We start from the raw sequence: 24,535 nt of genomic DNA on the forward strand, positions 1-24,535 counted from the left end.
CGCTCAGGCGTCAGGAAGGGATCCTTCCTGACGCCTGAGGTGGCGGAAGGGTCCCTTCCTCGCACCTCGGAGCGGTGGGCGGGCGCGGGGGGCCTGGGCCGGTAGGGTCGGTCCGTGAGATTCGAACCTGGGCGGCTGATCGTGCACCGCAACGTGCGCCGGGGCCGGATCGGCTGGGTACGCACCGCGCGGGTGGTCAGCGACGACGACCGGGGCCTGCTGCTCTGGGTGCCCCGCGACTCCCCGGTCGCGAGCGAGGTCACCGAGGCCGGGCTGGGCATGCGGGCGGTGCCGTTCAGCGAGTGGATCTCCTCGTCGTACCGCCTGGCCACCGGCCGGTGGGACGGCCCCTCCGTGCTCAAGTTCCTGCCCGCCGGGGCGGCCCACTCCGTGTGGTGGTTCCGCGACGCGCACGACCGCTTCGCCACCTGGTACGTCAACCTGGAGGAGCCCGGGGTGCGCTGGGACGACGGCACGCTCGCCGGCGTCGACATGGTGGACCAGGACCTCGACGTGGTCGTCCGCCCCGACCTGGGCTGGGAGTGGAAGGACGAGGGGGAGTTCGCCGAGCGGCTCGCCTTCCCCGACCACTACTGGGTGACCGACGCCGACGCCGTCCGGGCCGAGGGGAAGCGGGTGATCGCGCTGGCCGAGGCGGGGGAGTTCCCCTTCGACGGCACCTGGTGCGACTTCACCCCGCCGCCCGACTGGACCGTCCCCGACGGGTTGCCGCCCGGCTGGGACCGCCCCCCGGTGCGCTGACCCGGCCCGATCCGCCCGCGCGTCCCGGTGGCGCACCGCCCTCGATCGGCGGGGCCGGCCGCCGGCCGGCGACTGTGCTTTCGGTCACTTCTGCCGCCCGGCGGGTGACCGGGGGCGGTCCGGTGCGAGCGATCGGGGCCCGATCTGGCAGAATGGCTGGCTGGTATCCGGCGCGCGTCCGGCGCCCTCTAACCCGGGCACGTCGCCAGTCCACCGAGCAGTCTCCGGCCCAACCCCACTGTGCCGGTCGACACTCACCCGTGCACCGCCCGTACCGGGCAGGTGAGATCGCAACAGGAGCGAAACAACTGTGGCCGTAAAGATCCGGCTCCTGCGGATGGGCAAGATCCGCAACCCGCAGTACCGCATCGTCATCGCCGACTCGCGCACCAAGCGCGACGGCCGGGCGATCGAGTTCGTCGGGGTCTACCAGCCGAAGGAAGACCCTTCGGTGATCGAGGTCAAGTCGGAGCGGGTCCAGTACTGGCTGTCCGTCGGCGCCCAGCCGAGCGAGGCGGTGCAGCGGCTGCTGGAGCTGACCGGTGACTGGCAGAAGTTCAAGGGCCTGCCGGCCCCGCCGCCGCTGAAGGTCGCCCCGGAGCGGGTCGACCGCACCGCGGCGTACGAGGCCGAGGCGAAGGCCGCCGCCGGGCTGGCCGAGGCGCCGGCGAAGCCGGCCAAGAAGGCCGCCAAGGCCGAGGCGCCGAAGACCGAGGCGCCGAAGACCGAGGCTCCGGCCGAGGCGCCGAAGACCGAGGCTCCGGCCGAGGCTCCGAAGACCGAGGCTCCGGCCGAGGCCCCGGCTGCCGCTGCCGACGCCGGTGAGCAGGCCTGACATGCCTCTGCGTCCGGCGTTGGAGCACCTGGTCAAGGGCATCGTCGACCACCCCGATGACGTACGCGTCCGGATGGTCGACTCCCGTCGGGGCAAGCGGCTGGAAGTCCGCGTGCACCCGGAGGACCTCGGCACGGTGATCGGGCGGTCCGGCCGGACCGCCAAGGCGCTGCGCCAGGTGATCGGCTCCATCGGCGGGCGCGGCGTACGCGTCGACATCGTCGACTCGTACTGATGCTGCTCGTCGTCGGCAGGGTCGGCAAGCCGCACGGCATCCGCGGTGAGGTCACCGTGGAGGTGCGGACCGACGAGCCCGAAGCGCGGTTCGCCCCAGGCATGGTGCTGCGCACCATGCCTGGGGCGACGCCCCGGGCGCGCCGCACCGAGCCCGTGGCGCCGCAGCCGTCGCCGGCCGCGCCCGAGCAGGGGGTGGCCTTCCGGGTGCCTGCCGAACTGGTCGTGGAGTCCGCCCGCTGGCACCAGGGACGGATGCTTGTCGCGTTCGAGGGCAGCCTGGACCGGGACGTCGCCGAGGCGCTGCGCGGCACCCTGCTCGCGGTCGACAGCGCCGACGTCGCCGCGCCGGAGGACCCGGAGGAGTTCCACGACCACCAGCTCGTCGGGCTGGCCGTGGTCACCCCCGACGGCGACCGGCTGGGCGAGGTGGCCCGGATCGACCACGCCCCCTCCTCCGACCTGCTGGTGCTGCGCCGTCCCGAGGGCGGCACCGCGCTCATCCCGTTCGTCAAGGCGATCGTCCCCGAGGTTGACCTCGCCGGCGGTCGCGTCGTCGTCGACCCGCCGGCCGGTCTGCTCGATCTGTAGAACCGCTGGAGCACCCCCGCATGCGCGTCGACATCGTGTCGATCTTCCCGGAGTACTTCGCCCCGCTGGACCTGTCGTTGATCGGCAGGGCGCGGGCGAACGGCACGCTGCGGCTGGCCGTACACGATCTGCGGATCTGGACCCACGACGTGCACCGCACGGTCGACGACACGCCCTACGGCGGCGGGCCCGGCATGGTGATGCGGCCGGAGCCGTGGGGCGAGGCGCTCGACGCCCTCGCCCCGGCGGAGGTGACCGCGCCCCGGCTGGTGGTGCCGGCCCCGACCGGCGCCCCCTTCACCCAGGCGATGGCGCACGAGCTGGCCGCCGAGCCGCACCTGCTCTTCGCCTGCGGTCGGTACGAGGGCATCGACCAGCGGGTGCTCGACCACGCCGCGACCCGGATGCCGGTGACCGAGGTCTCCCTCGGCGACTACGTCCTCTTCGGCGGTGAGGTGGCGGTGCTGGTGATCCTGGAGGCGGTCACCCGGCTGCTGCCCGGCGTGCTCGGCAACGCGGGTTCGCTGGCCGAGGAGTCGCACGCCCACGGGCTGCTGGAGGCCCCCATGTACACGAAGCCGGCGACCTGGCGGGGGCTGGAGGTGCCGGAGGTGCTCCGCTCCGGCGACCACGGCAGGATCGCCCGCTGGCGGCGGGACGAGGCGCTGACCCGCACCGCGACGCGTCGTCCCGACATGCTCGCCGCGGTGGACCCGCAGCGCCTGGACAAACGGGACGTCGCCGCGCTGGACCGGGCCGGATTTCAGGTGCCGCCGGGGGATGTGGCAAAGTAGGGGGGTTGCCGCAACCGGCCGCGCCGCGGCCGGCTGCGAGGATCCTCGACCGGGGTCGGGTCACCGACCGCCACCCGGGGATCAGAATCACCCACCCGCGCACCGATTGACGGTGCGCCGTGAGCCTCACGAGGACGCAGCGATGAACATCCTGGACGCCCTTGACGCCCAGTCGAAGCGCACCGACCTCCCCGACTTCCGTGCCGGTGACACCGTCAAGGTGCACGCCCGCGTCGTCGAGGGCGCCCGGTCCCGTGTCCAGATCTTCCAGGGCGTCGTCATCCGCCGCCAGGGTGACGGTCTGCGCGAGACCTTCTCGGTCCGCAAGATCAGCTTCGGCGTCGGTGTCGAGCGCACCTACCCGATCAACAGCCCGGGTATCGACCGGATCGAGGTCGTGACCCGCGGTGACGTCCGCCGCGCCAAGCTCTACTACCTGCGCGAGCTGCGGGGCAAGAAGGCCAAGATCAAGGAGAAGCGCGAGAAGCAGCCGAGCTGACCTCGCGCTCGCCACGCCGCCGAGCTGCGCGTATGTCGTACCGACCGGACCGCACTACCCTGGTCGCTACGGGCGCAGCCGGGCGACGTCCCGCCACGACGGCGGAGCGACGACCACTACCGCCCGGGGAGCCCCGACAGGGTTCCCGGGCGGTAGTGTCATTTCTGCTGACCGGAGAGTGGCGTGGTGCAGACGCTTGACGAGGACGGCGCCGTCGACCCCTGGCGACGGCGCGCCCGCCGGCCCCGCCGACAGATGCCCCTCTGGCAGGAGCTGCCGCTGCTGCTGGTCGTCGCGTTCTGCCTCGCGGTGCTGATCCGCACCTTCCTGCTCCAGGCGTTCTTCATCCCCTCCGGCTCGATGGAGGACACCCTCCTCGTCGGGGACCGGGTCCTGGTCAACAAGGTCGTCTACGACGTGCGCGACCCGGTGCGGGGCGAGGTCGTCGTCTTCCGGGGCACCGACCGCTGGGCCCCGCAGGTCGCCGAGGGGCCGGAGCCCGGGTTCGCGGGCAAGCTCAGCCGGACCGTCGGCGACCTCGTCGGCGTCAGCCGCCCCGGCGAGAAGGACTTCATCAAACGGGTCATCGGCCTGCCCGGCGACCGGGTGAAGTGCTGCGACGCCGAGGGGCGGGTGCTGGTCAACGGCACGCCGCTCGACGAGTCGTCGTACGTCCTGCGCGACTCGCCGCTCGACATCCCGCCCAACCCCCGCGAGTGCCGGTCCCGGCGCTTCGACGAGATCGTGGTCCCGCCCGGGCAGATCTTCGTCATGGGCGACCACCGGATGGTCTCCCAGGACGCCCGCTGCCAGGGCCCGGTGCCGATCGAGAACGTGGTGGGCCGGGCGTTCACCGTGGTCTGGCCGTCGTCGCGCTGGAGCGCCCTGTCGGTGCCCGCGACCTTCGACGACGTCGCCGACCCGCCGGCCGCCACCACCGGCGCCCCGCCCCCGGTCCGCCCCACGCCGGACGGCGATCTGGTGCTGTTCGCCCCGACCGCTGTCGCGCTCGCCGTTCTCGCGCGTTCCGGACGGTGGCGCTGGGCCGGGCAACGTAGGCTCGTGCCGTGATTGACGAGCAGACCGACAAGCCGCGCAGTTCCTTCTGGAAGGAGCTGCCCATCCTCCTGGGTGTGGCGATCCTGGTCGCGGTGCTGGTGCGCGCCTTCGTGCTGCAGACCTTCTTCATCCCCTCCCCGTCGATGGAGAACACCCTCCAGATCGACGATCGGGTGCTGGTCAACAAGCTGGTCTACGACTTCCGGTCCCCGCACCGGGGCGAGGTGATCGTCTTCAAGGCCCCCATGGAGTGGAGCGCCAACCCCGACGGCGAGGACTTCATCAAGCGCGTCATCGGCGTCGGCGGCGACCACGTGGTCTGCTGCGACGCGCAGGACCGGCTGGTGATCAACGGCAAGTCGCTGGACGAGCCCTACATCTACCCCGGCGACAAGACCGCCGAGGAGTTCGACATCACCGTCCCGAAGGGCCGGCTCTGGGTGATGGGCGACCACCGCGAGGCGTCGGGCGACTCGCTGGAGCACTGGCAGCAGTCCGGTCAGGACATCACCGTCGCCACGATTCCCGAGGGCGAGGTCGTGGGGCGGGCCTTCACCGTCTTCTGGCCGTTCGGCCGGGCCACCTGGCTGAGCGTCCCGAAGCCGTACGAGGCCATCCCCGAACCGTAGGGGCCGCCGGGCGTGTGCGTTGTCGGCGGCGTCTGGCAGGCTGGTGCGGTGACCGTCTACACCCCCCGGCGTGCCGCGCGCGTCCTGCTCGTCGACGCGGCGGGTCGGGTGCTGCTCTTCTGCGGCTCCGACCCGGCCCGCCCCGAGCACGGGCGCTGGTGGTTCACCCCCGGCGGCGGCCTGGACGAGGGGGAGACCTACCCCGAGTGCGCGGCGCGGGAGCTGGCCGAGGAGACCGGGCTGCGGCTGCCGGCCCCGGCGTTCGGGGCGCCCGTGCACCGCGACGTGACGGAGTTCCCCTTCGACGGCGTGTGGTACCGGCAGGAACAGGAGTTCTTCCTGGTGCGGGTGGCGGGCCACGAGGTCGACACCGCCGGCTTCAGCGAGATCGAGCGGGCCACCGTCGCCGCCCACCGGTGGTGGTCGCCGGACGAGCTGACCGTCAGTGGCGAGCGGTACTACCCGCCGGACCTGACGACGGTGCTGGCCCGGGCGCTGGCCGCCTCGCCCGCGCCCACGGCCGGACAGGACGCGCCGTGCTGACGCCCCCGCGCACGGTGGTGCGCCGCGAGGGCGGGCTCTACGCGCTGGAGCGCGCGTTGCAGCGGCGCGGCTTCCGGCACGTCGCCGGGGCCGACGAGGCGGGTCGCGGCGCCTGCGCCGGGCCGCTGGTCGCCGCCGCCGCGATCCTGCCCGAGGGCCGCCGCGGCGAGATCGACGGGCTGGCCGACTCCAAGCTGCTCACCCCCGCCAGCCGGGAGCGGATCCACGACGAGGTCGTGGCCCGCGCGCTGGCGTACGCCGTGGTGGTGATCCCGGCCGAAGAGGTCGACGAGCGGGGCCTGCACGTGAGCAACCTGGCCGCGATGCGTCGCGCGCTGGCGTCGCTGACGACCCGCCCCGACTACGTGCTGACCGACGGCTTCGGCGTGGACGGCCTCGACGTGCCGGGGCTGGCCGTGTGGAAGGGCGACCGGGTGGCCGCCTGCGTCGCGGCGGCGAGCGTACTCGCCAAGGTCACCCGGGACCGGATGATGGTCGAGCTCGACGGGGCGTTCCCGGGCTACGGGTTCGCCGAGCACAAGGGTTACATCACCGCGGAACACACCGCGGCGCTGCGGGACCGGGGGCCGTGCCGGGAGCACCGGTTCTCGTACGTCAACGTGGCGACGGTGTCCGGTCGCGACGGCGCCCCGCCCCGGGCGCGCCGGCCGGCGGACGCGAGGCGGGACGAGCCGATGGAGCGCTCCTGCCCGCCAGGGGGTACCGTCGGCGTGGCGTTGGGCGAGCAGCCTCAGCCTCCGGCGTCGGTGGGGGAAGATGTGGTCATGGAAGGCGGAGTGCGATGAGCGCGGAAGACCTCGAGAAGTACGAGACCGAGATGGAGCTCCAGCTCTACCGGGAGTACCGCGACATCGTCCGCCAGTTCTCCTACGTGGTGGAGACGGAGCGCCGGTTCTACCTGGCCAATCAGGTCGACCTGCACGTGCGCAACTCCGACGGCGAGGTCTACTTCGAGGTCGAGATGCACGACGCCTGGGTGTGGGACATGTACCGTCCGGCCCGGTTCGTGAAGAACGTCCGGGTGATGACCTTCAAGGACGTCAACGTCGAGGAGCTGGAGAAGCCCGACATCTCGCTGCCCGCCGACTCCGGCTTCGGCGGCTGACCCACCGCTCCGCCGCCCGCCCGGCTGACCCACCGCCGGGCGTACGAGCCCATCGGCGCCCCCACCGCCGCGCGGCCGTCGCCCCAGTCCTCCCCGGCAGCCCGGCTCACCCCGCCAGCACCACGACCTCGACCCGCTGGACGAGGTTGTTGGCGAAGCCGCCCCGGTTCCACGCCTGCTCGACCGGCTGGCTGCGCCCGGAGGCGTCGGTGGCGCGGGCCCCGAGGACGTGCCACCCCGGCTCCGCCGCCCACTCGTAGCGCCACCGGCGCCAGGCGAACTCCCCGCCGACCTGCTCGTCCAGGATGGCCGGTCGCCAACTGGCCCCGCCGTCGGTGGTCACCTCCACCGAGACGACCGGGGCGTGGCCGGACCAGGCGCGACCGTCCAGCGTGCACGGACCGGGCCGCAGCACGCGGGTGCGGGACATGAAGTCGGGGAAACCGGGCGGCCGGACCAGCGCCCGCGGCTCGATCCGGGTCACCGGCACACCGGGGTCGTCCGCGTCCCGCCGCAGCCGGTAGGCGACCGCGTTCTGGTAGCCGTCGAACGCCTCGGTGCGCACGTCGATCGCGCGCAGCCACTTGACGTGCGCCATGCCGTACCAGCCGGGCACGATCAGCCGCAACGGGGCACCGTGCTGCGGCAGCAGCGGAGCGCCGTTCATCTCGTACGCCAGCAGCACCTCCTCGCCCAGCGCGTCGGCGACCGGCAGCGCCCGCTGGTAGTCCTGCTCGACGCCGCGTTCCACACCGTGGTCGGCGCCCGTGAAGACCACGTCCACGGCGTCGGCGGCGATCCCCGCCTCGCGCAGCAGCGGCGCCAGCGGGGTGCCGGTCCACTCCGCGTTGCCGACCGCCTCGACCAGCCACGGCTGGCTCACCGGCCGGGGATGCAGCAGGGCGCGCCCGTTGCCGGCGCACTCCAACGTGACCCGGCGGGTGACCCGGGGCCGCTCGCGCAGCGCCGCGAGGTCGAGGGTCAGCGGCCGGTCCACCGCGCCGGCCACCGTCAGCGCGTGCGCGTCCGGGTCGAGGTCCGGGATGTCGTAGTGGATGAGCAGGTAGTGCAGGCCGGCCGGGGTCACGTCGTAGCGCAGCGCCTCCAGCGGGATGCCGTGGTTGCGGGCGGCGAGCTGCAACTCCTCGGCGGTGATGCCCTCGCCGGGTTCCGCCACGCGGGAGGGCCCGCTGGCATCGTGCACAGTGGTCATCGAGGACCTCCCCGGCCGGACGGCGGCGGCTCCGCCGTGCGCCCGTCCCAGCCTAGGGCCTCGTCGGCGCTGCCGGGCACGCCCAGGAAGCAGCGCGCCTAGCAGACCGCCCGGCCCTCCGGGGGGCCATCCACAGGACGACCGTCGTCCACAGGCGAGCGTGCCGGGGGTGGCGGGGGCGGGCGGGTGCCGCGCAGGCTGCGCCCATGCGACCTGCCGCCCGTACCGCCGTCGCGCTCTGCGCGGCCCTGCTGTCCCTCGGACCCGCCGCGCCCGCCGCCCGGCCGGTCCCGGCGGCGGGGCGAGCGTTCGTCCCGGCGGCACCGCCCGGGGTCGCACCGCCCATGGTCGCGCCGGCCGGTGCCGTGCGGTTCCGGTGGCCGCTCGACGGCGTCCCGCGCCCGGTGCGCCGCTTCGACCCGCCGCCCCGGCCGTGGCTGCCCGGGCACCGGGGCGTCGACCTGGCCGCCGCGCCGGGCGCGACCGTGCGGGCCGCTGGCGTCGGCACGGTGCTCTTCGCCGGTCTGGTCGCCGGCCGTCCCGTCGTCACCGTCGGGCACGCCGACGGGCTGCGGACCACCCACGAGCCGGTGTCGCCGACGGTCCGCCCCGGCGAGACCCTGGCGGCCGGGGCACCGCTGGGCACCCTCCTCGCGGGCCACCCGGGCTGCCCCGCCCCCGCCTGCCTGCACTGGGGGTTGCGGCGCGGCGCCGACTACCTGGATCCGCTGGCCCTGCTCGGCCTGGGACCCGTGCGGCTGCTGCCGCTCGACGGGGACGACCCCGCCCTCAGCGCTGGGCGAGCAGCGGGGGCAGCCGCACCGAGAGCCGCTCGTACTCGTCGGGGGTGTTGTAGACCTGGGCGCAGAGCCGCAGCCAGCCGCGTCCGTTCCAGGCCATGACGGCGACCTCGGTGGCGAGCCGCTCGGCGATCCGTGCCCGCAGCGCCCGCGCCGCGTCGAGCGTGCTGCCCAGACCCGCCGGCAGCGGCACGATCCGCATGGCGATCCCCGGTCCGCCGGGGTCCGGCAGGTCGGCGGGGGCCACCCCGAGTGCGTCCCCCAGCAGCCGCTGGCCGTACGCCGCCAGCGCGGCGTTGTGCCCGCGTACCCGGTCCACGCCGAGGCTGCGCAGCGTGAACAGGCCCACCGGCGCGGCCAACCAGCCCGTGTAGTCCTGCGTCGCCGCCCACTCGACGCGGCCGGGGAACCCGGACTCCTGCTCCCAGGAGACGGCCAGCGGCTCGATCCGTTCCCGCCACGGCGGGGCGACCGCCAGCACGGCGGTGCCACGCGGCGCGTACGCCCACTTGTGCAGGTTGCCCACCCAGAAGTCGGCGCCGACGTCGCCCACCGGTGCCGGAAGCATGCCCGGGGCGTGTGCGGCGTCGACGAGGACCGGTATCCCGTGCTCCCGGGCCACGCCGACGATCGCGGCGACGGGGAAGAGCCGGGCGGTGGCGGAGGTGAGCTGGTCCACGACGAGCAGCCGGGTCCGGCCAGGGCGCAGCCCGGCGCGGACGATCTGGACGATCTCCTCGCCCGAGGCGGCCAACGGGACGGGCAGGGTCCGGTTGACCGCCCCCGTACGCCGGCACTCCCGGGCGATGGAGAGGCCGACCGCGCCGTAGCCGTGGTCGGTGGTGAGCACCTCGTCGCCGGGACGCAGGCCGATCGACTGGAGCACCACCGCCACGCCGGTGGTGGCGTTCGGGACGAGGGCGGTGCCGTCCGGGTCGGCGCCCAGGAACCCGGCCAGGTGCCGGCGGGTGTGGGCGATCCGGTCGACCAGGCCCTGCGTGAAGAAGCGCAGCGGGTTGGCCTCCATCTCGTCGCGCAGCCGCTGCTGGGCCCGCTGCACGGCGATCGGCACCGCGCCGAACGAACCGTGGTTCAGGTGGCTGACCGCCGGGTCGAGCGAGAAGAGCAGGCGGGCTGCCGCGATCGGCTCGGGCGGCTGCGGGAGGCTCACCCGATGATCGTAGCGACCGGTCGATCCATCGCCGCCGTTCCGCCGGGTACGGTCCGCCGGCCGCCCGCCCGGGACGCGGTTCCATCGAGCCCGTGCCGGTCGACCGTCCTCGATCCCGGAGAATCGCTGGTCATGGACGTCGAACTGCGCTGGCCGACCGCCGCCGACCGGCAGTTGCGCGCCGAGGTGCACCGGGTGCTGCACGCCGTCGCCGAGCGGGGCGGCGCGATCGGGTACGCGGTCCCGCCCGGCCGCGCCGAGACCGACGCCTGGCTGGACGGGGTGCTCGGTCTCGTCGAGGCCGGCGACGCCGCGCTCGTCCTCGCCGTGCTCGACGACCGGGTGGTGGGCACCGGGTCGTGGCGGCGCGGTCCGAAGCCGATCTTCACCCACTACGCCGACCTGGAGAAGATCACCGCACACCCCGCCGCCCGTGGCCGCGGCATCGGTCGGCTCGTCACCGGCGCGCTGATCGACGACGCCCGCAAGGCCGGCGTCGAGACCCTCGCGCTGGGAGTGCGCGGCAACAACCACGGTGCCATCGAGCTGTACGAGCGCCTCGGCTTCCGCGAGTGGGGTCGGCTGCCGAACGTCATCGAGGTGGGCGACGAACGCTACGACGACGTGCGGATGTGCCTGGACCTCGGGCGCGAGCCGCACGTCGTGCTCCGGGGCTCGGCCCCCGACGGGCCGGGCTCGTCGCCGCGCCGGACCTGAGCACCCGCCCCTGCCTGTCCGGCAGGTCGGGCCGGCTGCCGCACCCGGGCCGCTCGTGCCCGGGCTGTTCGGGCCCCGGTTCCCGCTCCCAGGCTGCTCGGGTCTGGGCGGCTCGGGTCCGGGGTGGCCTGCGACGGCGGGACTCAGGCGCGTGGGTGGGCCTGGCGGTAGGCGGCGCGGAGCCGCTCCACGGACACGTGGGTGTAGATCTGGGTGCTCGCCAGGGACGAGTGGCCCAGCAGTTCCTGCACCGCCCGCAGGTCGGCGCCGCCCTCCAGCAGGTGGGTGGCCGCCGAGTGGCGCAGTCCGTGCGGGCTGATCGGGGGCAGGCCGGCGGCCTCCGCGTACCCGCCGACGATCCGCCGTGCCGTCGTCGGGTTGAGCCGTCCGCCGCGGGCGCCGAGCAGCAGCGCGTTGCGGGAGTGCGGTGCGGCCAGCGCTGGCCGGCCGTGGCGCAGCCACTCGTCGAGTGCCCGCTGCGCCGGCACCCCGTACGGCACGGCCCGTTCCCGGCCACCCTTGCCGAACACCCGCACGACCCGTCGCGCGTGGTCGACGTCGGCGACGTCGAGGCCGCACGCCTCGCTGATCCGCACTCCCGTGCCGTAGAGCAGCTCCAGCAGCGCCCGGTCCCGCAGCAGTACCGCCTCGGCGACCTGGTCAGCCGCAGGGGGAGGACCTGACGACTCTGGCGACGCCGGCCCGGACCCGTCGTCGGCGGGCGACGCCGGTCGGGCGCCCTTCTGGTCGGGTGATGCTGGCCGGAAGCCCTCCTCGTCGGTTGATGCTGGTCGGGAGCCCTCCCCGTCGGGTGACGACGGTCCTGAGTCGTCCCCGTCGGGTGACGGCGGTCGGGAGCCGCCCTCGGCGGGGGGTGGCGGCCCGGTCGGGGCGAACCGGCCCGGCGCTTCGACCAGGGCGGCCGCCTGGTCGGCACGCAGCACGGTCGGCAGGTCCCGGTGGGCGCGCGGGCTGGACAGGGCGCCGGCCACGTCGGCGGGAAGCAGCCCGCAGCGGTGGGCCCACGCGCTGAACGTCCGCGCCGAGGCCGCCCGGCGGGCGAGCGACGTCCGTGCGGCCCCCATCGTCCGCTGCTTCGCCAGCCAGCTGCGTAGCACGGCGAGGTCCAGCTCCGGCAGGTCGGCGCAGCCCATCCGGTGGGCGTGGTCCAACAGCGACACCACGTCACCGACGTACGCCCGGACGGTGTGGGCGGACCGGTTGCGCACGGCGGCCAGGTACCCGGCGAAGTCGTCCACCGCCTCGCGCATCGCCGGTGGGAGCGCCTCGTGGGTCGCCCGGGTGCCGTTCGCCTCCCGGCTCACCGCGATCCCCTCGCCGCCACCCGCCGGGCGCCCGGTGCGCCTCGCGTGCGCGTCCCTCCCACGCCGGGCCGAGTTGCGAACGCCGCCTGGCCGGGCCGAGGTGCGAACGCCGCCTGGCCGGGCCGAGGTGCGGGCGCCGCCTGGCCGACCCGCACGGGGGGGCGCATCCCTCGGTACACCCCGGTGCGGATCGAGGCCGTGGTGGCGATGGGCGGCGGATCCTCGGGCGGCACGGGACCAGCCTACGGTCGCCCGACGCCACCGGCAGGCCACCGGGCCGGGCACGCACTGGCCGCCCGACGCCACCGGCAGGTGCCGGGGCCGGAAGGGCACTGGCCGCCCGACGCCACCTCGCCGGGCAGCGCACCTGGCCGCCGGTCACCGGCTGGGCTCCGGGGCCGGGCAGCGCACCGGGCTGCCGGCCACCGGCTGGGCGCCGGGCCGACCGGGCGCCGAGGCGGTGGCCGGCCGTGCGGGCTCGCGGGTGTTCCCGGCGCGGACGCGCGGCTCGGGTGGTGGATTGCGTCGGCCGGTGCGCGCAGACTTGTCGTACCAACGGGTGTGGGCCCTGGCCGTGGTCGCCGTGCGACGGGACCAGGCTCGACGAAGGGGGACCGGACATGGGGGTGGACGTCGTCCTCTACCGGGCGGTCGGGGTGGGCTCCGACCGGCGGCGCCTCGTGCCGGCCGAGGTGCTGCCCGATCCCGACGACGTACTGCTGAACCTCGTCCGGCGCGTCCGTGGCACCGGGCGTACCCCTCTGCTCGACCGGGTGGATCCGGTCGGCGAGCTGGTGGTCCCTGCCGGCCAGGCGCCGCAGCTCCTCGCCGAGGTGCACTGCCTCGCCGAGGTGTCGCGGTCGACGCCGGAGCTGACGCACGTGCGCCGGCTGGACCGGTTGGCGCGGCGCTGCCGGCAGGACCGCGCGATGGAGATCCGCTTCGAGGGTGACTGACGGCGGTTCACGGTCCCCCCGGCGTCGCCGGTCGTCCGGCGGTCGCGTTCCCGGCCGGCGGGGGCGCGAGGGCGTACCCGTCGTCACGGCGGAGCACCAGGGCCAGTTCCTCGAGCATCGACAGCTTCCGCAGCGCGGTACGGACGGGCACCCCGGCCCGCGCGGCGAGGACGTCCACACCGACTGCGCCCCGGCGGGGCAACGCCTCGACGACGGCCCTCGCGTCGTCGTCGAGCAGGTCGGCCGGCTGCTGCGGACCGCGCGGTACGGGCGCCAGGTCGCCGATCCGCCCGACCTCCTCCAGCACCTGCGCGACGCCGGTCACCAGCCGGGCTCTCGGATACTCCCGCAGCGTCTCGTGCGCGCCGACGGACATCGCCGACGTGACCGGGCCGGGCACCACCATGCTGGGCTTGCCCAGGGCGAGCGCCCGGTGGGTGGTCTGGGTGGCGCCGCTGCGGGCGGCCGCCTCCACCAGCACCGTGCCGAGGGTGCCCGCCGCGATCACCCGGTTGCGGATGAGGAACCGGGGCCGCAGCGGATCGGCTCCCGGCATCCACTCACTGACCAACAGCCCGGTGTCGGCGATCCGGTCGAACAACGCCGCGTTGCCCATCGGGTAGGGGCGGTCCACGCCGCAGGCGAGCACCGCTACGGTCAGGCCACCGGCGTTGAGCGCGCCCCGGTGGGCCGCGGCGTCGATGCCGAAGGCTCCGCCCGAGACGACGGTCCAGTCCCGGTCGGCCAGCCCGTAGCCGAGTTCCGTGGCGATGTGCGTGCCGTACCCGGTGGCGGCGCGAGCGCCGACGACCGCGACGGAGCGGTCGAACGCCTCTGCGAGTGGCCACGAGCCGCGTAGCCAGAAGCAGAGCGGCGGGGCGGTCTCGATGTCCACCCGCCGGTAGGCGCCGGGCAGCCGGAGCCGGCGCAGGTCGCCGACCCGGACGGGCCACTCGTCGTCGCCGGGGACGACGATCCGGGCGCCGAGGCGGTCCGTGCGGGCCAGCGCCTCGGCCGCGACGGCCCGGGCGTCGCCGGCCGCGCAACGGGCCGCCACGGTGTTCCGCAGCGTCTCCTCCGGCGCGCCCCCGTCGAGCAGGAGGTCGAGCGCCGCCACCGGGCCGAGCCGGTCGACCAGCCGGTGCACCGACCAGGTGCCGGGCTCGGCGAGCCAGGTGAGCGCCACCCTGGCCAGGGTCTCCTCGTCGGTGCTCACGTCGCGTCCCCCGTCCTGAGTTGGATGGCCTCCCGGACGTCCTCCCGGTCGGGGCGGTCCCGACCGTCCAGATCCGCGATCGTCCAGGCCAGGCGGATGATGCGGTCGAAGCCCCGGGCCGACAGCGACCCGGCGTCCAGCCGGACCCGCAGCTCGGCCGTGTCCGGCCCGGGCAACCGCCACGGCGGGCGGCGCAGGTACGGGCCGGGTATCTCGGCGTTGAGCCGGTGACCGAGCACCGCCCAGCGGGTGGCCGCCGCCTGCCGGGCCACCGCCACCCGCGCGGCGACGGTGGCGGAGGGCTCGCTGTCGACGGTGGCCTGCATCAGCTCGGCCGCGCGGACAGGTGGCAGCTTCACCTGCACGTCGATCCGGTCCAGCAACGGCCCGGAGAGCCGGCTGAGGTAGCGCCGCCGGGCCTGCGGCGGGCACTCGCAGTACGCGTCCCCGGCCGGCTTGGCGCACGGGCACGGGTTGGCCGCCAGCACCAACTGCGTACGGGCCGGGTACTCGGCGCCGCCCCGGCTGCGGACCAGCCGGACCCGGCCGTTCTCCAGCGGTTGGCGCAGCGCCTCCAGCGCGCCCCGGCTGAACTCGGGCGCCTCGTCGAGGAAGAGCACGCCCCGGTGGGCGAGCGAGATCGCGCCGGGGCGGGCCAGCCCGGAACCGCCGCCGACCAGCGACGGCACCGTCGCCGTGTGGTGCGGTGCCTGGAACGGCGGGCGGCGCAGCAGCCGGCCGCCCGGTGGCAGCAGCCCGGCGATGGAGTGCAGCGCGGTGACCTCCAGCGCGGCCTCGTCGTCCAGCTCGGGCAGGATCGACGGGAGGCGCTCGGCGAGCATGGTCTTGCCGGCTCCCGGCGGCCCGACCAGCGCCAGGTGGTGCCCGCCCGCCGCGGCCACCTCCAGTGCCCGCCGGCCCAGCCCCTGCCCGGCGACCTCGGCCAGGTCGGGCCCACCACCGGCCGGCGACGGGCCGTCCGGCTCCGGCTCGATCAGGGGCGCGCCGTCGCGGATGAAGCTGACCAGCCGGTGCAGCGTGTCGACCGCCCGCACCCGGACCCCGGGGACGACCGCCGCCTCGGCGGCGTTGCCGGCCGGGACGATCACCTTCCCGACGCCGGCCCGGGCGGCCGCGGCGACCATCGGCAGCACACCGCGCACCGGGCGGACCGTGCCGTCGAGGCCCAACTCGCCCAGGACCACCACGTGTTCCAGGGGCAGCAGCGGCAGCTCGCCGGAGCCGCCCAGCAGGGCCGCCGCGATCGCCAGGTCGAACGCGGAGCCGAACTTCGGCAGGTCGGCCGGCAGCAGGTTGAGGGTGATCCGCCGGTTGGGCCACCGCTGACCGGAGTTGACCACGGCTGCGCGGACCCGGTCCCGGGCCTCGTGCAGGGCGGTGTCCGGCAGCCCCGAGATGACCACCGCCGGCAGGCCGGCGGCCAGGTCGGCCTCGACCTCCACCAGGTGCCCGGTGAGGCCCACCAGGCCCACGCAGAGCACCTTCGCGTAGCTCACGACGCCACCCGCCGTCGCTCGACGCCGCACCCGGTCCGGTCGGGTCCGCCCATCAGAACGCCCCCTTGAGGTGCTCGACCCGGGCGGCGCCGGCGCCGGTCAGGCGTACGGAGACGACGTCGAAGCGCACCTCGTCGGCGGTGGTGCCGGTGTCGGCGAGCCACCGGGCGGCGAGCCCGCGCAGCCGCCGCGCCTTGGCCGGTACGACCGCCTCCGCAGGCGACCCGTACTCGTCGGTGCGGCGGGTCTTCACCTCGCAGAAGGCGAGCACCGGCCCGTCCCAGGCGATGATGTCGATCTCTCCGGCCGGGCAGCGCCAGTTCCGGGCCACCGGGCGCAGTCCCGCCCCGATCAGGTGCCGGACGGCGCACCGCTCCCCGTACGCGCCGACCGCCTGGTTCCGCTTCGTCATGTCCGGCACGGTGCACCCGGCGGGCGGGCAGCCGCCGCCCCGTGCCCCGGAAACTGTGGACGACGGGCACACTGTGGACGAACGGACGATCATGCCCTCGTCGTGCTATGCGGTCCGCCTCGGTGGACCGCCGCCACGAGCCACCGCGTTCGGCGCTGAGCTGGGCCTGCCCGCCCGCCGCCGTCCCCGCCGCCGCCGTCCCCGGCCAGCGGCGGCGGGTGACCGGTGCTCCCGGTGGCGCGGATGTCCCGGGGGCGAATGGCGCCCGTGGAGCCGGTCGCATACCGTGCCGGACGTGGACGGACGACGGAACTTTGTCGAAGATCAGGAGTCGCGCTGGTATCCGGCCGACCGCGACCGTGACCGTGACCGTGAGAGCGGCTACGGGGAGGCGGACTGGCGCGGTCCGGCCGAGAGCCGGTACCGGGACGACGACCTGAACGCCCCCGAGCAGCGCCGGTCCGCCGAGGACGGCCGCTACGGTGACTCCACGGGAACCCGACGCGGCGAACCAGGACGCTTCGGCACGTCGGCGGAGCCCGACTCCGGGCGCTTCGCGGCCGTCGAGCCCGACTCCGGCCGGTTCGGCGCCGTCGAGCCCGACTCGGGGCGTTTCGCGGCCGTCGACACCGACCGGGGCCGCTTCGGCGGGTCGGAGGACTCGGGCCGGTTCGCGGCCACGGGACGGGAGGACCCGAGCCGGTTCGCCGTGCCGGGACCGGAGGATTCCGGCCGGTTCGCCGTCACCGGCCCCGAGGATTCGGGCCGGTTCCCCGCCACGGGATCGGAGCCCGGGAGGTTCGGCGAGGCCGATTCGGGGCGCTTCGCGGCGGTGCCGCCGCTCGGGGAGGCCCGGTCGGAGACCGAGGGATACCGGACGAGCCGCTCGCGCCGGGCCGAGTCGGACCCGGACGTCTCCGGGGAACTGCCCGGCGACCGCCCGGGCCGGCGCGCCGCCCGGGAGTCGAGGGAGGCCCGCGACGCGCTGTCGACGTCGGGCGTCGACGCGCTGGCCGGGGCGGGACCCGTCGAGCGGACCGCGGAGCCGGCCCGCCCGGCCCCGCTGGGCGGCTACCCGATCGTCGCGCCCGGTCGGGTGGCCGAGGCCGCGAGCGCGGCGGAGACGCCGGTCGACGAGCCCGTCCGGCCGGTCGAGCCCCCGCACCCGCTGGAGATGCCGACCGGGCCGATGCCGCCGATCGCGCCCCGCGGCGACCTCGCGCCGGGGGAGCTGCCGGCGTACCCGCCGGTGGTCGCCCCGCTTCCGGGAACGCCGGCGGGCGACGGGGTCTACCGGACGCGGCGGCCGGCGCTGGCCGCGCTCTTCACCCTGCTGGTCCTGGTGTTCGAGGTGCCCGCGATGCGGGTGCTGCTCAACGGCGTGACCGGCGACCCGGTCTCGACGGCTGACGTCGTGGTGGGGATCTTCCTGGTCTGCGGCCTGCCGATCTTCGCGATCGGCCTGTACGGGCTGCGCACCGGCGGGCTGTCGCTCGCGGAGGGGAACCGGGGCTGGCTGCGTCCGCCGACGGCGTACCTGACCGTGGGCCTGGTGCTCTTCGTCGCCGCCGCGCTCGCGGTCCGCTGACCCTCGACCGTCAGGACCGCCCCGCCTGACGGCTGGCTCCGGCTGGGGCGGGCGCGCCGAGTGCCGGAAATGGGCGTTCCGACCCCTTCCCCGCACCCGAGGCATCGGGGGCGGGGAAGGGGCGTACACTGGTCGACTGGCGACCGCCTCGCGCGGTCGACCTCGCGCGCCCTCTCCACGAGTCGTCGTGGGGCGACGGCCTCCCTGGTCCCGATCTTGGTCGGGCCCGCCATGGCCGCCGACCGGGCGCCAGGACGCCCGGCCGCCTGGCCGGGCGGGACAACCAGGGACCACGAGGAGTACCCCACCATGGCCGTCGTGACCATGCGTCAGCTGCTGGAGAGCGGTGTCCACTTCGGGCACCAGACCCGGCGCTGGAACCCGAAGATGAAGCGTTTCATCTTCACCGAGCGCAACGGTATCTACATCATCGACCTGCGCCAGACCCTCGACTACATCGAGAAGGCCTACGCGTTCGTGCGCGGGACCGTCGCCGAGGGTGGCAGCATCCTCTTCGTCGGCACCAAGAAGCAGGCCCAGGAGGCCATCGCCGAGCAGGCGACCCGGGTCGGTCAGCCCTACGTCAACCACCGCTGGCTCGGCGGCATGCTGACCAACTTCCAGACGGTCTACAAGCGGCTCCAGCGGATGAAGGAGCTTGAGGCCCTGGGTGACCTGAGCGGCACCGCCGCCGGGTACACCAAGAAGGAGACCCTGCAGCTCTCCCGCGAGAAGATCAAGCTGACCCGCACGCTCGGCGGTCTGCGGGACATGCAGAAGCTCCCGGCCGCGATCTGGGTGGTCGACACCAAGAAGGAGCACATCGCCGTCGACGAGGCCCGCAAGCTGGGCATCCCGGTCATCGCGGTGCTCGACACCAACTGCGACCCGGACGAGGTCGACTTCCCGATCCCGGGCAACGACGACGCGATCCGCTCGGCCGAGCTGCTGACCAAGGTCGTGGCCGCCGCCGTCGCCGACGGCCTGATCGCCCGTTCCGGCCGTCGTCGCGGCAGCGACGAGAAGCCGGAGCCGGGCGTCGCCTCCGACGAGCCGCTGGCCGAGTGGGAGCGCGAGCTGCTCGAGGAGCCGAAGAAGGCCGACGAGCAGGCCCCGCAGGCCGAGCAGGCCCAGCCGGTCGAGCAGGCCCCGCAGGCTGAGCAGGCCCCGCAGGCTGAGCAGGCCCCGCAGGCTGAGCAGGCTGAGCAGGCCCCGCAGGCCCAGCCGGTCGAACAGCCGGCGACCGCCGCCGCGGAGTGACCGCACCGCCGCCTCCCCGCCGCCCGGTCTCCCGGGCGGCGGGGAGCGGCAGGTACGCCGGGCACGTCGCGCCCGGATCCGGGTAACCGGCACCAGGACCAACCCACCCGCAGTCTCAACACCGAAGAGAGAGCCATGTCCAACTTCACCGCCGCGGACGTCAAGAAGCTCCGCGACCTCACCGGCGCCGGCATGATGGACTGCAAGAAGGCGCTGACCGAGGCCGAGGGCGACTTCGACAAGGCCGTCGAGATCCTGCGCGTCAAGGGCGCCAAGGACGTCGGCAAGCGGGCCGGCCGTACGGCCGCCAACGGTCTGATCGCCCACTCCGGCAAGGCGCTGCTCGAACTCAACTGCGAGACCGACTTCGTCGCCAAGACCGACGCGTTCATCGAGCTGGCTCAGCAGCTGGTGGAGCACGGCGAGCGCAGCGGCGTCGGCACCGCCGAGGAGCTGCTCGCCACCGAGCTGGACGGCAAGACCGTCGCCGACCTGGTGCAGGAGCAGTCCGCCAAGATCGGCGAGAAGCTCGTCCTGAACCGGTTCGCCAAGCTCGACGGCACCACCGCCGTCTACCTGCACCGCAAGAGCCAGGACCTGCCCCCGGCGGTCGGCGTGCTCGTGCAGTACACCAGCACGGCCGGCGACGAGGCGTCCGACTCGGACGCCCGGGGCGTGGCGATGCAGATCGCCGCCATGCGGCCGAAGTTCCTCACCCGGGACGAGGTGCCGGCCGACGTCGTCGAGTCCGAGCGGCGCATCGCCGAGCAGACCGCCCGCGAGGAGAACAAGCCCGAGGCGGCCCTGCCGAAGATCGTCGAGGGTCGGGTGAACGCGTTCTTCAAGGACTACGTCCTGCTCGAGCAGGCGTCGGTCGCCGACAACAAGAAGTCGGTGAAGCAGCTGCTGGCCGATGCCGGCATCGAGGTCACCCGCTTCGTGCGGTTCGAGGTCGGCCAGGCCTGAGCCGCCCCGGGCGCTCTGCGCCCCGCGGGCAGGGAACGTCGACGAGGAGGCCGCCGGTGTACGTGACAGGCACCGCGGCCTCCTCGTCACATAGGGTCGGCTACGGCAGTTTCGCGGTACGCGGCGTACGGGACGTGCGCATGGGGAAGGGCGGGGCGGATGACGCAGGTTGTGAGTGACCGGAGTCTGGCGGCGGACGATCCGACGGCGCCACCCCCCGGTCGGGCCCGCCGGGTGGTGCTGAAGCTCTCCGGTGAGGTGTTCGGCGGGGGCGCGATCGGGGTGGACCCGGACGTCGTGCAGGCCATCGCCCGGCAGATCGCCACCGTGGTCCGCCGCGGCGTGCAGGTCTCGGTGGTGGTCGGCGGCGGCAACTTCTTCCGGGGCGCGGAGTTGCAGAAGCGCGGCATGGACCGCGCCCGGGCCGACTACATGGGCATGCTCGGCACCGTGATGAACTGCCTCGCGTTGCAGGACTTCCTGGAGAAGGAGGGCATCGAGACGCGCGTGCAGAGCGCGATCACGATGGCCCAGGTCGCCGAGCCGTACATCCCGCTGCGCGCCATCCGGCACCTGGAGAAGGGCCGCGTGGTGATCTTTGGCGCGGGCGCCGGCATGCCGTACTTCTCCACCGACACCGTGGCTGCCCAGCGGGCCCTGGAGATCCGTGCCGACGTGGTGCTGATGAGCAAGAACGGCGTGGACGGCGTCTACACCGCCGACCCGCGGATCGACCCGACCGCCAGCAAGTTCGACTCGATCACCTTCTCCGAGGTGCTGCGGCGTAACCTGCGGGTCGCCGACGCCGCCGCGTTCAGCCTGTGCATGGAGAACGGCCTGCCGATGCTGGTCTTCGGCGCGCAGGGCGACGACACCATCATCCGGGCCGTGGGTGGCGACAAGATCGGCACCCTGATCACCGCCTGAGCGGTCCGACCCGACCTCAGCGGTCCCTCCGACACGACAAGCCCACGACGAGCACAGAAGGAGGCGAGGAGACCGGTGATCGACGACACCCTCCTCGAGGCCGAGGAGAAGATGGAGCGTGCGATCGAGCACGCCAAGGAGGAGTTCGGCGCGATCCGCACCGGTCGCGCCAACGCCGCCATGTTCTCCAAGATCATCATCGACTACTACGGCAGCCCCACGCCGCTGCCCCAGATGGCGTCCATCGGGGTTCCCGAGCCGCGCATGGTGATCATCAAGCCGTACGACAACTCGCAGATCAACGCCATGGAGAAGGCGATCCGCGACTCCGACCTCGGCGCCAACCCGAACAACGAGGGCAACCAGCTCCGCATCCTGCTCCCGCAGATGACCGAGGAGCGCCGCCGAGAGATGATCAAGGTCGCCCGGCACAAGGGTGAGGAGGCCAAGGTGGCCATCCGCAACATCCGCCGCAAGGGCAAGGAGGAGCTGGACCGGCTCGTCAAGGACGGCGAGGTCGGCGAGGACGACGGCCGCCGCGCCGAGAAGGAACTCGACGACCTGACCCAGCGCTTCGTCGCCGCCGTCGACGACCTGGTCAAGCACAAGGAGAACGAGCTTCTCGAGGTGTGAAACGTGCGCCGGCACTCCGCCGGCGACGACGACGTCGTGGCACCGGCGCTCCACCGCCCGATCCCGGGCGGCGGGCCCGGTGCCACCGTCGTCGGCGGGCCGGCACGGGGCCGGTCGGACGTGAGGGATCGGCGGGTGCAGTAGGCTCGGCAGGATTCCCGGCACCCTGCGGTGAATGGTGGGAATCGGCCGGCCGTCGGGCGGGTCAACCGGACGGAACAGTCGCGCGGGTAGGGGAATGGTTGTGGTTGTGCGTCAGCTGGTGGATCTCGTACCGGTCCCGCTCGGTGCGTGATGTCCCACCTCGATCCCCACGGCAGCGCCGAGCCCCGCGGCTGGGACCGCCCCGACGCGCCCGCTCCCGCCCCGGCGCCCGCCCTCCCCTGGCCGGAGCCCGAGATCGATCCGGGTCGGTGGGACCGCCGTCCCGCCGTGCTCCCCGACGCGTACGCCGAGGCACCGGCCCGCTCCCGCCCGCACGCCGACGTGGCGGCGGCCGGTGAACCGGCGGCGATGAACGGCCAACGCGACCGTCCCGACGACTCGGATTACCCGACCACCCAGCTCGAACCGGTCCGGGACGTCGAGCCGGAGCCGGAGCCCGTGCCGCCTCCGGGCCGCCGGCAGCGCGGTCGGCGCCGGGCCGGCGCCGACCGGCCCCCGACCCAGCAGCCCGTTCCGAGTCGGGCCGGGCGCAACCTGCCGGCAGCCGTTGCCGTCGGCGTGGGCCTCGGCGCCCTGATCGTGGTGCCGCTGTTCTTCTACCGGACCGCCTTCCTGGTGGTGGTGGCCGCGGCGGTCGCCATCGGCATGTGGGAGATGGCCCGGGCGGTACGCCGCAGCGGCGCGCACCCGCCGCTGGTGCCGCTGATCGCCGGCGGGGTGCTCACCATCGGGCTGGCCTGGTTCTCCGGCCCCGACGCGCTCAGCCTCGGCCTGCTGGTGACCGTGCTGGGCACCATGGTCTGGCGGCTCGGCGACGGGCCGGGCGGCTTCCAGCGTGACCTGACCGCCGCCACCCTCATCGCCGTGTACGTGCCGTTCCTCGGCGGCTTCGCCGCGCTGCTGGCGGCGGTGCCCGAGGACGGCGACCTGCGGGTGCTGGTGACGCTGGCCGCGGTGGTCCTCTCCGACACCGGCGGGTACGCCGCCGGCGTCAGCTTCGGCAAGCATCCGATGGCCCCCTCGATCAGCCCGAAGAAGTCCTGGGAGGGCTTCGCCGGCTCGGTCACCGCTGCGGCGCTGGGCAGTGCCCTGCTGCTCTGGCTGCTCCTCGACGTGGCCCCGTGGTGGGGCGCGCTCTTCGGGTTGGCGATCTCCGGCGCCGCCGTCCTCGGTGACCTCGCCGAGTCCATGATCAAGCGGGATCTCGGGGTGAAGGACATGAGCAACCTGCTCCCCGGGCACGGCGGCCTGATGGACCGGTTGGACTCGATCCTCTTCGCGCTGCCGACCGCGTACCTGCTCCTGGCGGTCTTCGTCCCGGTGCTGGAGTGAGGCGTGAATCACCCGTCGTCAGTGGTCCCGCCCGGGCGGCGGGGGGCGATTCGGCACCTCCGGACAGGTGTGTCGGCCGTCCGGCGTGACAGACTGGACGCGCCATGACGAGCTTGCCCCTGATTCCCGCAGACCCCGACGCCCCCGGGCGGCGGCCCGCGATGCCTCCCCGTCACCTCGCCGATCTCGACCTCGCCGGCCGCCGCGCCCTGGTCGCCGAGCTGGGGGAGCCGGCGTTCCGCGCCAAGCAGGTCTCCACCCACTACTTCGGTCGGCTGGTGCGCGACCCGGGGCAGATGACCGACCTGCCGGCCGCCACCCGGGAGAAGCTCGCCGACCAGCTCCTGCCCCGGCTGCTCACCCCGGTCCGCGAGCTGGCCTGCGACGACGGCGCGACCCGCAAGGCGCTCTGGCGGCTGCACGACGGCTCGCTGGTGGAGAGCGTGCTGATGGGTTACCCGGACCGCGTCACCGTCTGCATCTCCAGCCAGGCCGGCTGCGGCATGGCCTGCCCGTTCTGCGCCACCGGGCAGGCGGGGCTGACCCGCAACCTCTCCACCGCCGAGATCGTCGACCAGGCGGTCTACCTGGCCGGGGTGGCCGCCTCCGGAGCGGTGGCGGGTTCGCCGCCGCGCCTGTCGCACGTGGTCTTCATGGGCATGGGCGAGCCGCTGGCCAACTACTCCCGGGTGGTCGCGGCGATCCGCCGGCTGGTCGCCCCGGCGCCCGAGGGGCTCGGGCTGTCGCAGCGCCACATCACGGTCTCCACGGTGGGCCTGGTCCCGGCCATCCGCCGACTGGCCAGCGAAGACCTCTCGGTGACCCTTGCGTTGTCGCTGCACGCCCCCGATGATGAGCTGCGCGACGAACTCGTGCCGGTCAACCAGCGCTGGAAGGTGTCCGAGGTGCTGGACGCGGCGTGGGACTACGCGGCCCGCACGGGGCGTCGGGTGTCGATCGAGTACGCCATGATCAGAGATGTGAACGACCAGCCGTGGAGAGCCGATCTGCTCGGGCGGCTGCTGGCCGGGAAGCTGACCCACGTGAACCTCATCCCCCTCAACCCGACTCCGGGCAGCCGTTGGGACGCCAGCCCCAAGCCGGTCGAGCGGGAGTTCGTCCGGCGGCTGCGCGAGGCCGGGGTGTCGACGACCGTGCGGGACACCCGGGGTCGCGAGATCGACGGAGCGTGCGGGCAACTCGCCGCCGCCGAGGACATTGACACCGACACCGACCGGGCCGGGGAGAAGGCGTGACCGGGCGTA

26 protein-coding genes and 1 pseudogene are annotated in these 24,535 nt (G+C 74.4%); 21 read left to right on the forward strand and 6 right to left on the reverse strand.

Going from position 1 to position 24,535, the window contains the following annotated elements; genetic code table 11:
- Positions 1 to 114 precede the first annotated feature (114 nt).
- The 11 genes and pseudogenes from OG989_RS14405 (at position 115) to OG989_RS14455 (ending at position 7,072) form a co-directional block, all read left to right on the forward strand.
- Positions 115 to 762 (forward strand): DUF402 domain-containing protein, encoded by a 648-nt coding sequence (locus OG989_RS14405; RefSeq protein ID WP_327030769.1) that lies wholly within the window; start codon positions 115 to 117, stop codon positions 760 to 762.
- Positions 763 to 1,072: 310 nt separating this feature from the next.
- A complete protein-coding gene (gene rpsP, locus OG989_RS14410; protein WP_327030770.1) occupies positions 1,073 to 1,597 on the forward strand; it encodes a 30S ribosomal protein S16 in 525 nt (174 codons plus the stop codon).
- Entirely contained in the window at positions 1,572 to 1,832 is a 261-nt protein-coding gene (locus tag OG989_RS14415; RefSeq protein WP_172862164.1) for an RNA-binding protein, read from the forward strand. The genes rpsP and OG989_RS14415 overlap by 26 nt, the downstream gene beginning before the upstream one ends.
- 2 nt (positions 1,833 to 1,834) lie before the next feature.
- Positions 1,835 to 2,422 (forward strand): ribosome maturation factor RimM, encoded by a 588-nt coding sequence (gene rimM / locus OG989_RS14420; protein ID WP_192581565.1) that lies wholly within the window; start codon positions 1,835 to 1,837, stop codon positions 2,420 to 2,422.
- Positions 2,423 to 2,442: 20 nt separating this feature from the next.
- A complete protein-coding gene (trmD, locus tag OG989_RS14425) occupies positions 2,443 to 3,216 on the forward strand; it encodes a tRNA (guanosine(37)-N1)-methyltransferase TrmD (protein ID WP_327030771.1) in 774 nt (257 codons plus the stop codon).
- 142 nt (positions 3,217 to 3,358) lie between these two features.
- Positions 3,359 to 3,715, forward strand: coding sequence for a 50S ribosomal protein L19 (rplS, locus tag OG989_RS14430; RefSeq protein WP_101414582.1), 357 nt, complete (start codon positions 3,359 to 3,361; stop codon positions 3,713 to 3,715).
- A gap of 183 nt (positions 3,716 to 3,898) precedes the next feature.
- Positions 3,899 to 4,773: pseudogene (gene lepB / locus OG989_RS14435) on the forward strand (signal peptidase I).
- A 9-nt stretch (positions 4,774 to 4,782) separates the two neighbouring features.
- On the forward strand, positions 4,783 to 5,403 hold the full coding sequence (gene lepB / locus OG989_RS14440; protein ID WP_151457074.1) for a signal peptidase I: 621 nt from the start codon (positions 4,783 to 4,785) through the stop codon (positions 5,401 to 5,403).
- 48 nt (positions 5,404 to 5,451) lie between these two features.
- A complete protein-coding gene (locus tag OG989_RS14445; RefSeq protein ID WP_151457075.1) occupies positions 5,452 to 5,946 on the forward strand; it encodes an NUDIX hydrolase in 495 nt (164 codons plus the stop codon).
- Positions 5,940 to 6,752, forward strand: a complete 813-nt coding sequence (locus tag OG989_RS14450) for a ribonuclease HII (protein WP_151457076.1) — start codon at positions 5,940 to 5,942, stop codon at positions 6,750 to 6,752. Before OG989_RS14445 ends, OG989_RS14450 begins: the two co-directional genes overlap by 7 nt.
- Positions 6,749 to 7,072, forward strand: a complete 324-nt coding sequence (locus OG989_RS14455; RefSeq protein ID WP_007075222.1) for a DUF2469 domain-containing protein — start codon at positions 6,749 to 6,751, stop codon at positions 7,070 to 7,072. Before OG989_RS14450 ends, OG989_RS14455 begins: the two co-directional genes overlap by 4 nt.
- A gap of 106 nt (positions 7,073 to 7,178) precedes the next feature.
- Here OG989_RS14455 and OG989_RS14460 read toward each other — a convergent pair whose 3' ends face one another.
- Positions 7,179 to 8,285, reverse strand: coding sequence for a sulfite oxidase (locus OG989_RS14460; protein ID WP_327030772.1), 1,107 nt, complete (start codon positions 8,283 to 8,285; stop codon positions 7,179 to 7,181).
- A gap of 206 nt (positions 8,286 to 8,491) precedes the next feature.
- Between OG989_RS14460 and OG989_RS14465 the strand changes: the two genes are divergently transcribed.
- Positions 8,492 to 9,187: a murein hydrolase activator EnvC family protein gene (locus tag OG989_RS14465; RefSeq protein ID WP_327030773.1), complete on the forward strand. Its 696-nt coding sequence runs from the start codon at positions 8,492 to 8,494 to the stop codon at positions 9,185 to 9,187.
- Here OG989_RS14465 and OG989_RS14470 read toward each other — a convergent pair.
- Positions 9,075 to 10,256 (reverse strand): aminotransferase class V-fold PLP-dependent enzyme, encoded by a 1,182-nt coding sequence (locus OG989_RS14470; protein ID WP_327030774.1) that lies wholly within the window; start codon positions 10,254 to 10,256, stop codon positions 9,075 to 9,077. The genes OG989_RS14465 and OG989_RS14470 overlap by 113 nt on opposite strands.
- 132 nt (positions 10,257 to 10,388) lie before the next feature.
- Here OG989_RS14470 and OG989_RS14475 point away from each other — a divergent pair, with 132 nt between their 5' ends.
- Positions 10,389 to 10,973: a GNAT family N-acetyltransferase gene (locus tag OG989_RS14475; protein WP_327030775.1), complete on the forward strand. Its 585-nt coding sequence runs from the start codon at positions 10,389 to 10,391 to the stop codon at positions 10,971 to 10,973.
- Positions 10,974 to 11,116: 143 nt separating this feature from the next.
- Here OG989_RS14475 and OG989_RS14480 read toward each other — a convergent pair whose 3' ends face one another.
- A complete protein-coding gene (locus OG989_RS14480; protein ID WP_327031164.1) occupies positions 11,117 to 12,244 on the reverse strand; it encodes a tyrosine recombinase XerC in 1,128 nt (375 codons plus the stop codon).
- A 674-nt stretch (positions 12,245 to 12,918) separates the two neighbouring features.
- Here OG989_RS14480 and OG989_RS14485 point away from each other — a divergent pair.
- Positions 12,919 to 13,254 (forward strand): hypothetical protein, encoded by a 336-nt coding sequence (locus OG989_RS14485; protein ID WP_327030776.1) that lies wholly within the window; start codon positions 12,919 to 12,921, stop codon positions 13,252 to 13,254.
- A 7-nt stretch (positions 13,255 to 13,261) separates the two neighbouring features.
- Here the strand turns inward: OG989_RS14485 and OG989_RS14490 are convergent, their stop codons facing one another.
- Genes OG989_RS14490 through OG989_RS14500 form a run of 3 tightly spaced genes read right to left on the reverse strand, consistent with a single transcriptional unit; the run spans position 13,262 to position 16,399 of the window.
- Positions 13,262 to 14,470 (reverse strand): DNA-processing protein DprA, encoded by a 1,209-nt coding sequence (locus OG989_RS14490; protein WP_327030777.1) that lies wholly within the window; start codon positions 14,468 to 14,470, stop codon positions 13,262 to 13,264.
- Entirely contained in the window at positions 14,467 to 15,987 is a 1,521-nt protein-coding gene (locus OG989_RS14495; protein ID WP_327030778.1) for a YifB family Mg chelatase-like AAA ATPase, read from the reverse strand. The genes OG989_RS14490 and OG989_RS14495 overlap by 4 nt, the downstream gene beginning before the upstream one ends.
- A gap of 52 nt (positions 15,988 to 16,039) precedes the next feature.
- Positions 16,040 to 16,399 (reverse strand): YraN family protein, encoded by a 360-nt coding sequence (locus OG989_RS14500; RefSeq protein ID WP_151456854.1) that lies wholly within the window; start codon positions 16,397 to 16,399, stop codon positions 16,040 to 16,042.
- A gap of 295 nt (positions 16,400 to 16,694) precedes the next feature.
- Here OG989_RS14500 and OG989_RS14505 point away from each other — a divergent pair, with 295 nt between their 5' ends.
- The 7 genes from OG989_RS14505 (at position 16,695) to rlmN (ending at position 24,526) form a co-directional block, all read left to right on the forward strand.
- On the forward strand, positions 16,695 to 17,987 hold the full coding sequence (locus tag OG989_RS14505) for a hypothetical protein (RefSeq protein WP_327030779.1): 1,293 nt from the start codon (positions 16,695 to 16,697) through the stop codon (positions 17,985 to 17,987).
- Between the two features lie 309 nt (positions 17,988 to 18,296).
- The gene (gene rpsB, locus OG989_RS14510; RefSeq protein ID WP_327030780.1) at positions 18,297 to 19,247 is read left to right on the forward strand and encodes a 30S ribosomal protein S2; all 951 of its coding nucleotides are present in this window, start codon (positions 18,297 to 18,299) and stop codon (positions 19,245 to 19,247) included.
- Between the two features lie 135 nt (positions 19,248 to 19,382).
- Complete coding sequence (gene tsf / locus OG989_RS14515) at positions 19,383 to 20,213, forward strand: translation elongation factor Ts (protein ID WP_151456852.1); 831 nt, start codon at positions 19,383 to 19,385, stop codon at positions 20,211 to 20,213.
- Positions 20,214 to 20,372: 159 nt separating this feature from the next.
- The gene (gene pyrH, locus OG989_RS14520; protein WP_089001535.1) at positions 20,373 to 21,140 is read left to right on the forward strand and encodes a UMP kinase; all 768 of its coding nucleotides are present in this window, start codon (positions 20,373 to 20,375) and stop codon (positions 21,138 to 21,140) included.
- Between the two features lie 75 nt (positions 21,141 to 21,215).
- The gene (frr, locus tag OG989_RS14525; protein WP_089001534.1) at positions 21,216 to 21,773 is read left to right on the forward strand and encodes a ribosome recycling factor; all 558 of its coding nucleotides are present in this window, start codon (positions 21,216 to 21,218) and stop codon (positions 21,771 to 21,773) included.
- Between the two features lie 294 nt (positions 21,774 to 22,067).
- On the forward strand, positions 22,068 to 23,270 hold the full coding sequence (locus tag OG989_RS14530; protein ID WP_327030781.1) for a phosphatidate cytidylyltransferase: 1,203 nt from the start codon (positions 22,068 to 22,070) through the stop codon (positions 23,268 to 23,270).
- Positions 23,271 to 23,374: 104 nt separating this feature from the next.
- Positions 23,375 to 24,526 carry a 23S rRNA (adenine(2503)-C(2))-methyltransferase RlmN gene (gene rlmN, locus OG989_RS14535; protein WP_132232738.1) on the forward strand — a complete coding sequence of 384 codons (1,152 nt, stop codon included), beginning with the start codon at positions 23,375 to 23,377 and terminating at the stop codon, positions 24,524 to 24,526.
- The last annotated feature ends 9 nt before the right edge of the window (positions 24,527 to 24,535 follow it).

It is taken from the genome of Micromonospora sp. NBC_01740 (genome assembly GCF_035920365.1).
Lineage (GTDB): Bacteria > Actinomycetota > Actinomycetes > Mycobacteriales > Micromonosporaceae > Micromonospora > Micromonospora reichwaldensis.

Bases quoted from the DNA above. Each gene is read 5' to 3' on its own strand.
- OG989_RS14465 (WP_327030773.1), top strand. From the start codon at position 8,492: ATGCGACCTGCCGCCCGTACCGCCGTCGCGCTCTGCGCGGCCCTGCTG.
- tsf (WP_151456852.1), top strand. From the start codon at position 19,383: ATGTCCAACTTCACCGCCGCGGACGTCAAGAAGCTCCGCGACCTCACC.
- rpsB (WP_327030780.1), top strand. From the start codon at position 18,297: ATGGCCGTCGTGACCATGCGTCAGCTGCTGGAGAGCGGTGTCCACTTC.
- OG989_RS14475 (WP_327030775.1), top strand. From the start codon at position 10,389: ATGGACGTCGAACTGCGCTGGCCGACCGCCGCCGACCGGCAGTTGCGC.
- pyrH (WP_089001535.1), top strand. From the start codon at position 20,373: ATGACGCAGGTTGTGAGTGACCGGAGTCTGGCGGCGGACGATCCGACG.
- trmD (WP_327030771.1), top strand. From the start codon at position 2,443: ATGCGCGTCGACATCGTGTCGATCTTCCCGGAGTACTTCGCCCCGCTG.
- OG989_RS14485 (WP_327030776.1), top strand. From the start codon at position 12,919: ATGGGGGTGGACGTCGTCCTCTACCGGGCGGTCGGGGTGGGCTCCGAC.
- OG989_RS14530 (WP_327030781.1), top strand. From the start codon at position 22,068: ATGTCCCACCTCGATCCCCACGGCAGCGCCGAGCCCCGCGGCTGGGAC.
- OG989_RS14480 (WP_327031164.1), bottom strand. From the start codon at position 12,244: ATGCGCGAGGCGGTGGACGACTTCGCCGGGTACCTGGCCGCCGTGCGC.
- rplS (WP_101414582.1), top strand. From the start codon at position 3,359: ATGAACATCCTGGACGCCCTTGACGCCCAGTCGAAGCGCACCGACCTC.
- OG989_RS14460 (WP_327030772.1), bottom strand. From the start codon at position 8,285: ATGACCACTGTGCACGATGCCAGCGGGCCCTCCCGCGTGGCGGAACCC.
- OG989_RS14500 (WP_151456854.1), bottom strand. From the start codon at position 16,399: ATGACGAAGCGGAACCAGGCGGTCGGCGCGTACGGGGAGCGGTGCGCC.
- rlmN (WP_132232738.1), top strand. From the start codon at position 23,375: ATGACGAGCTTGCCCCTGATTCCCGCAGACCCCGACGCCCCCGGGCGG.
- OG989_RS14455 (WP_007075222.1), top strand. From the start codon at position 6,749: ATGAGCGCGGAAGACCTCGAGAAGTACGAGACCGAGATGGAGCTCCAG.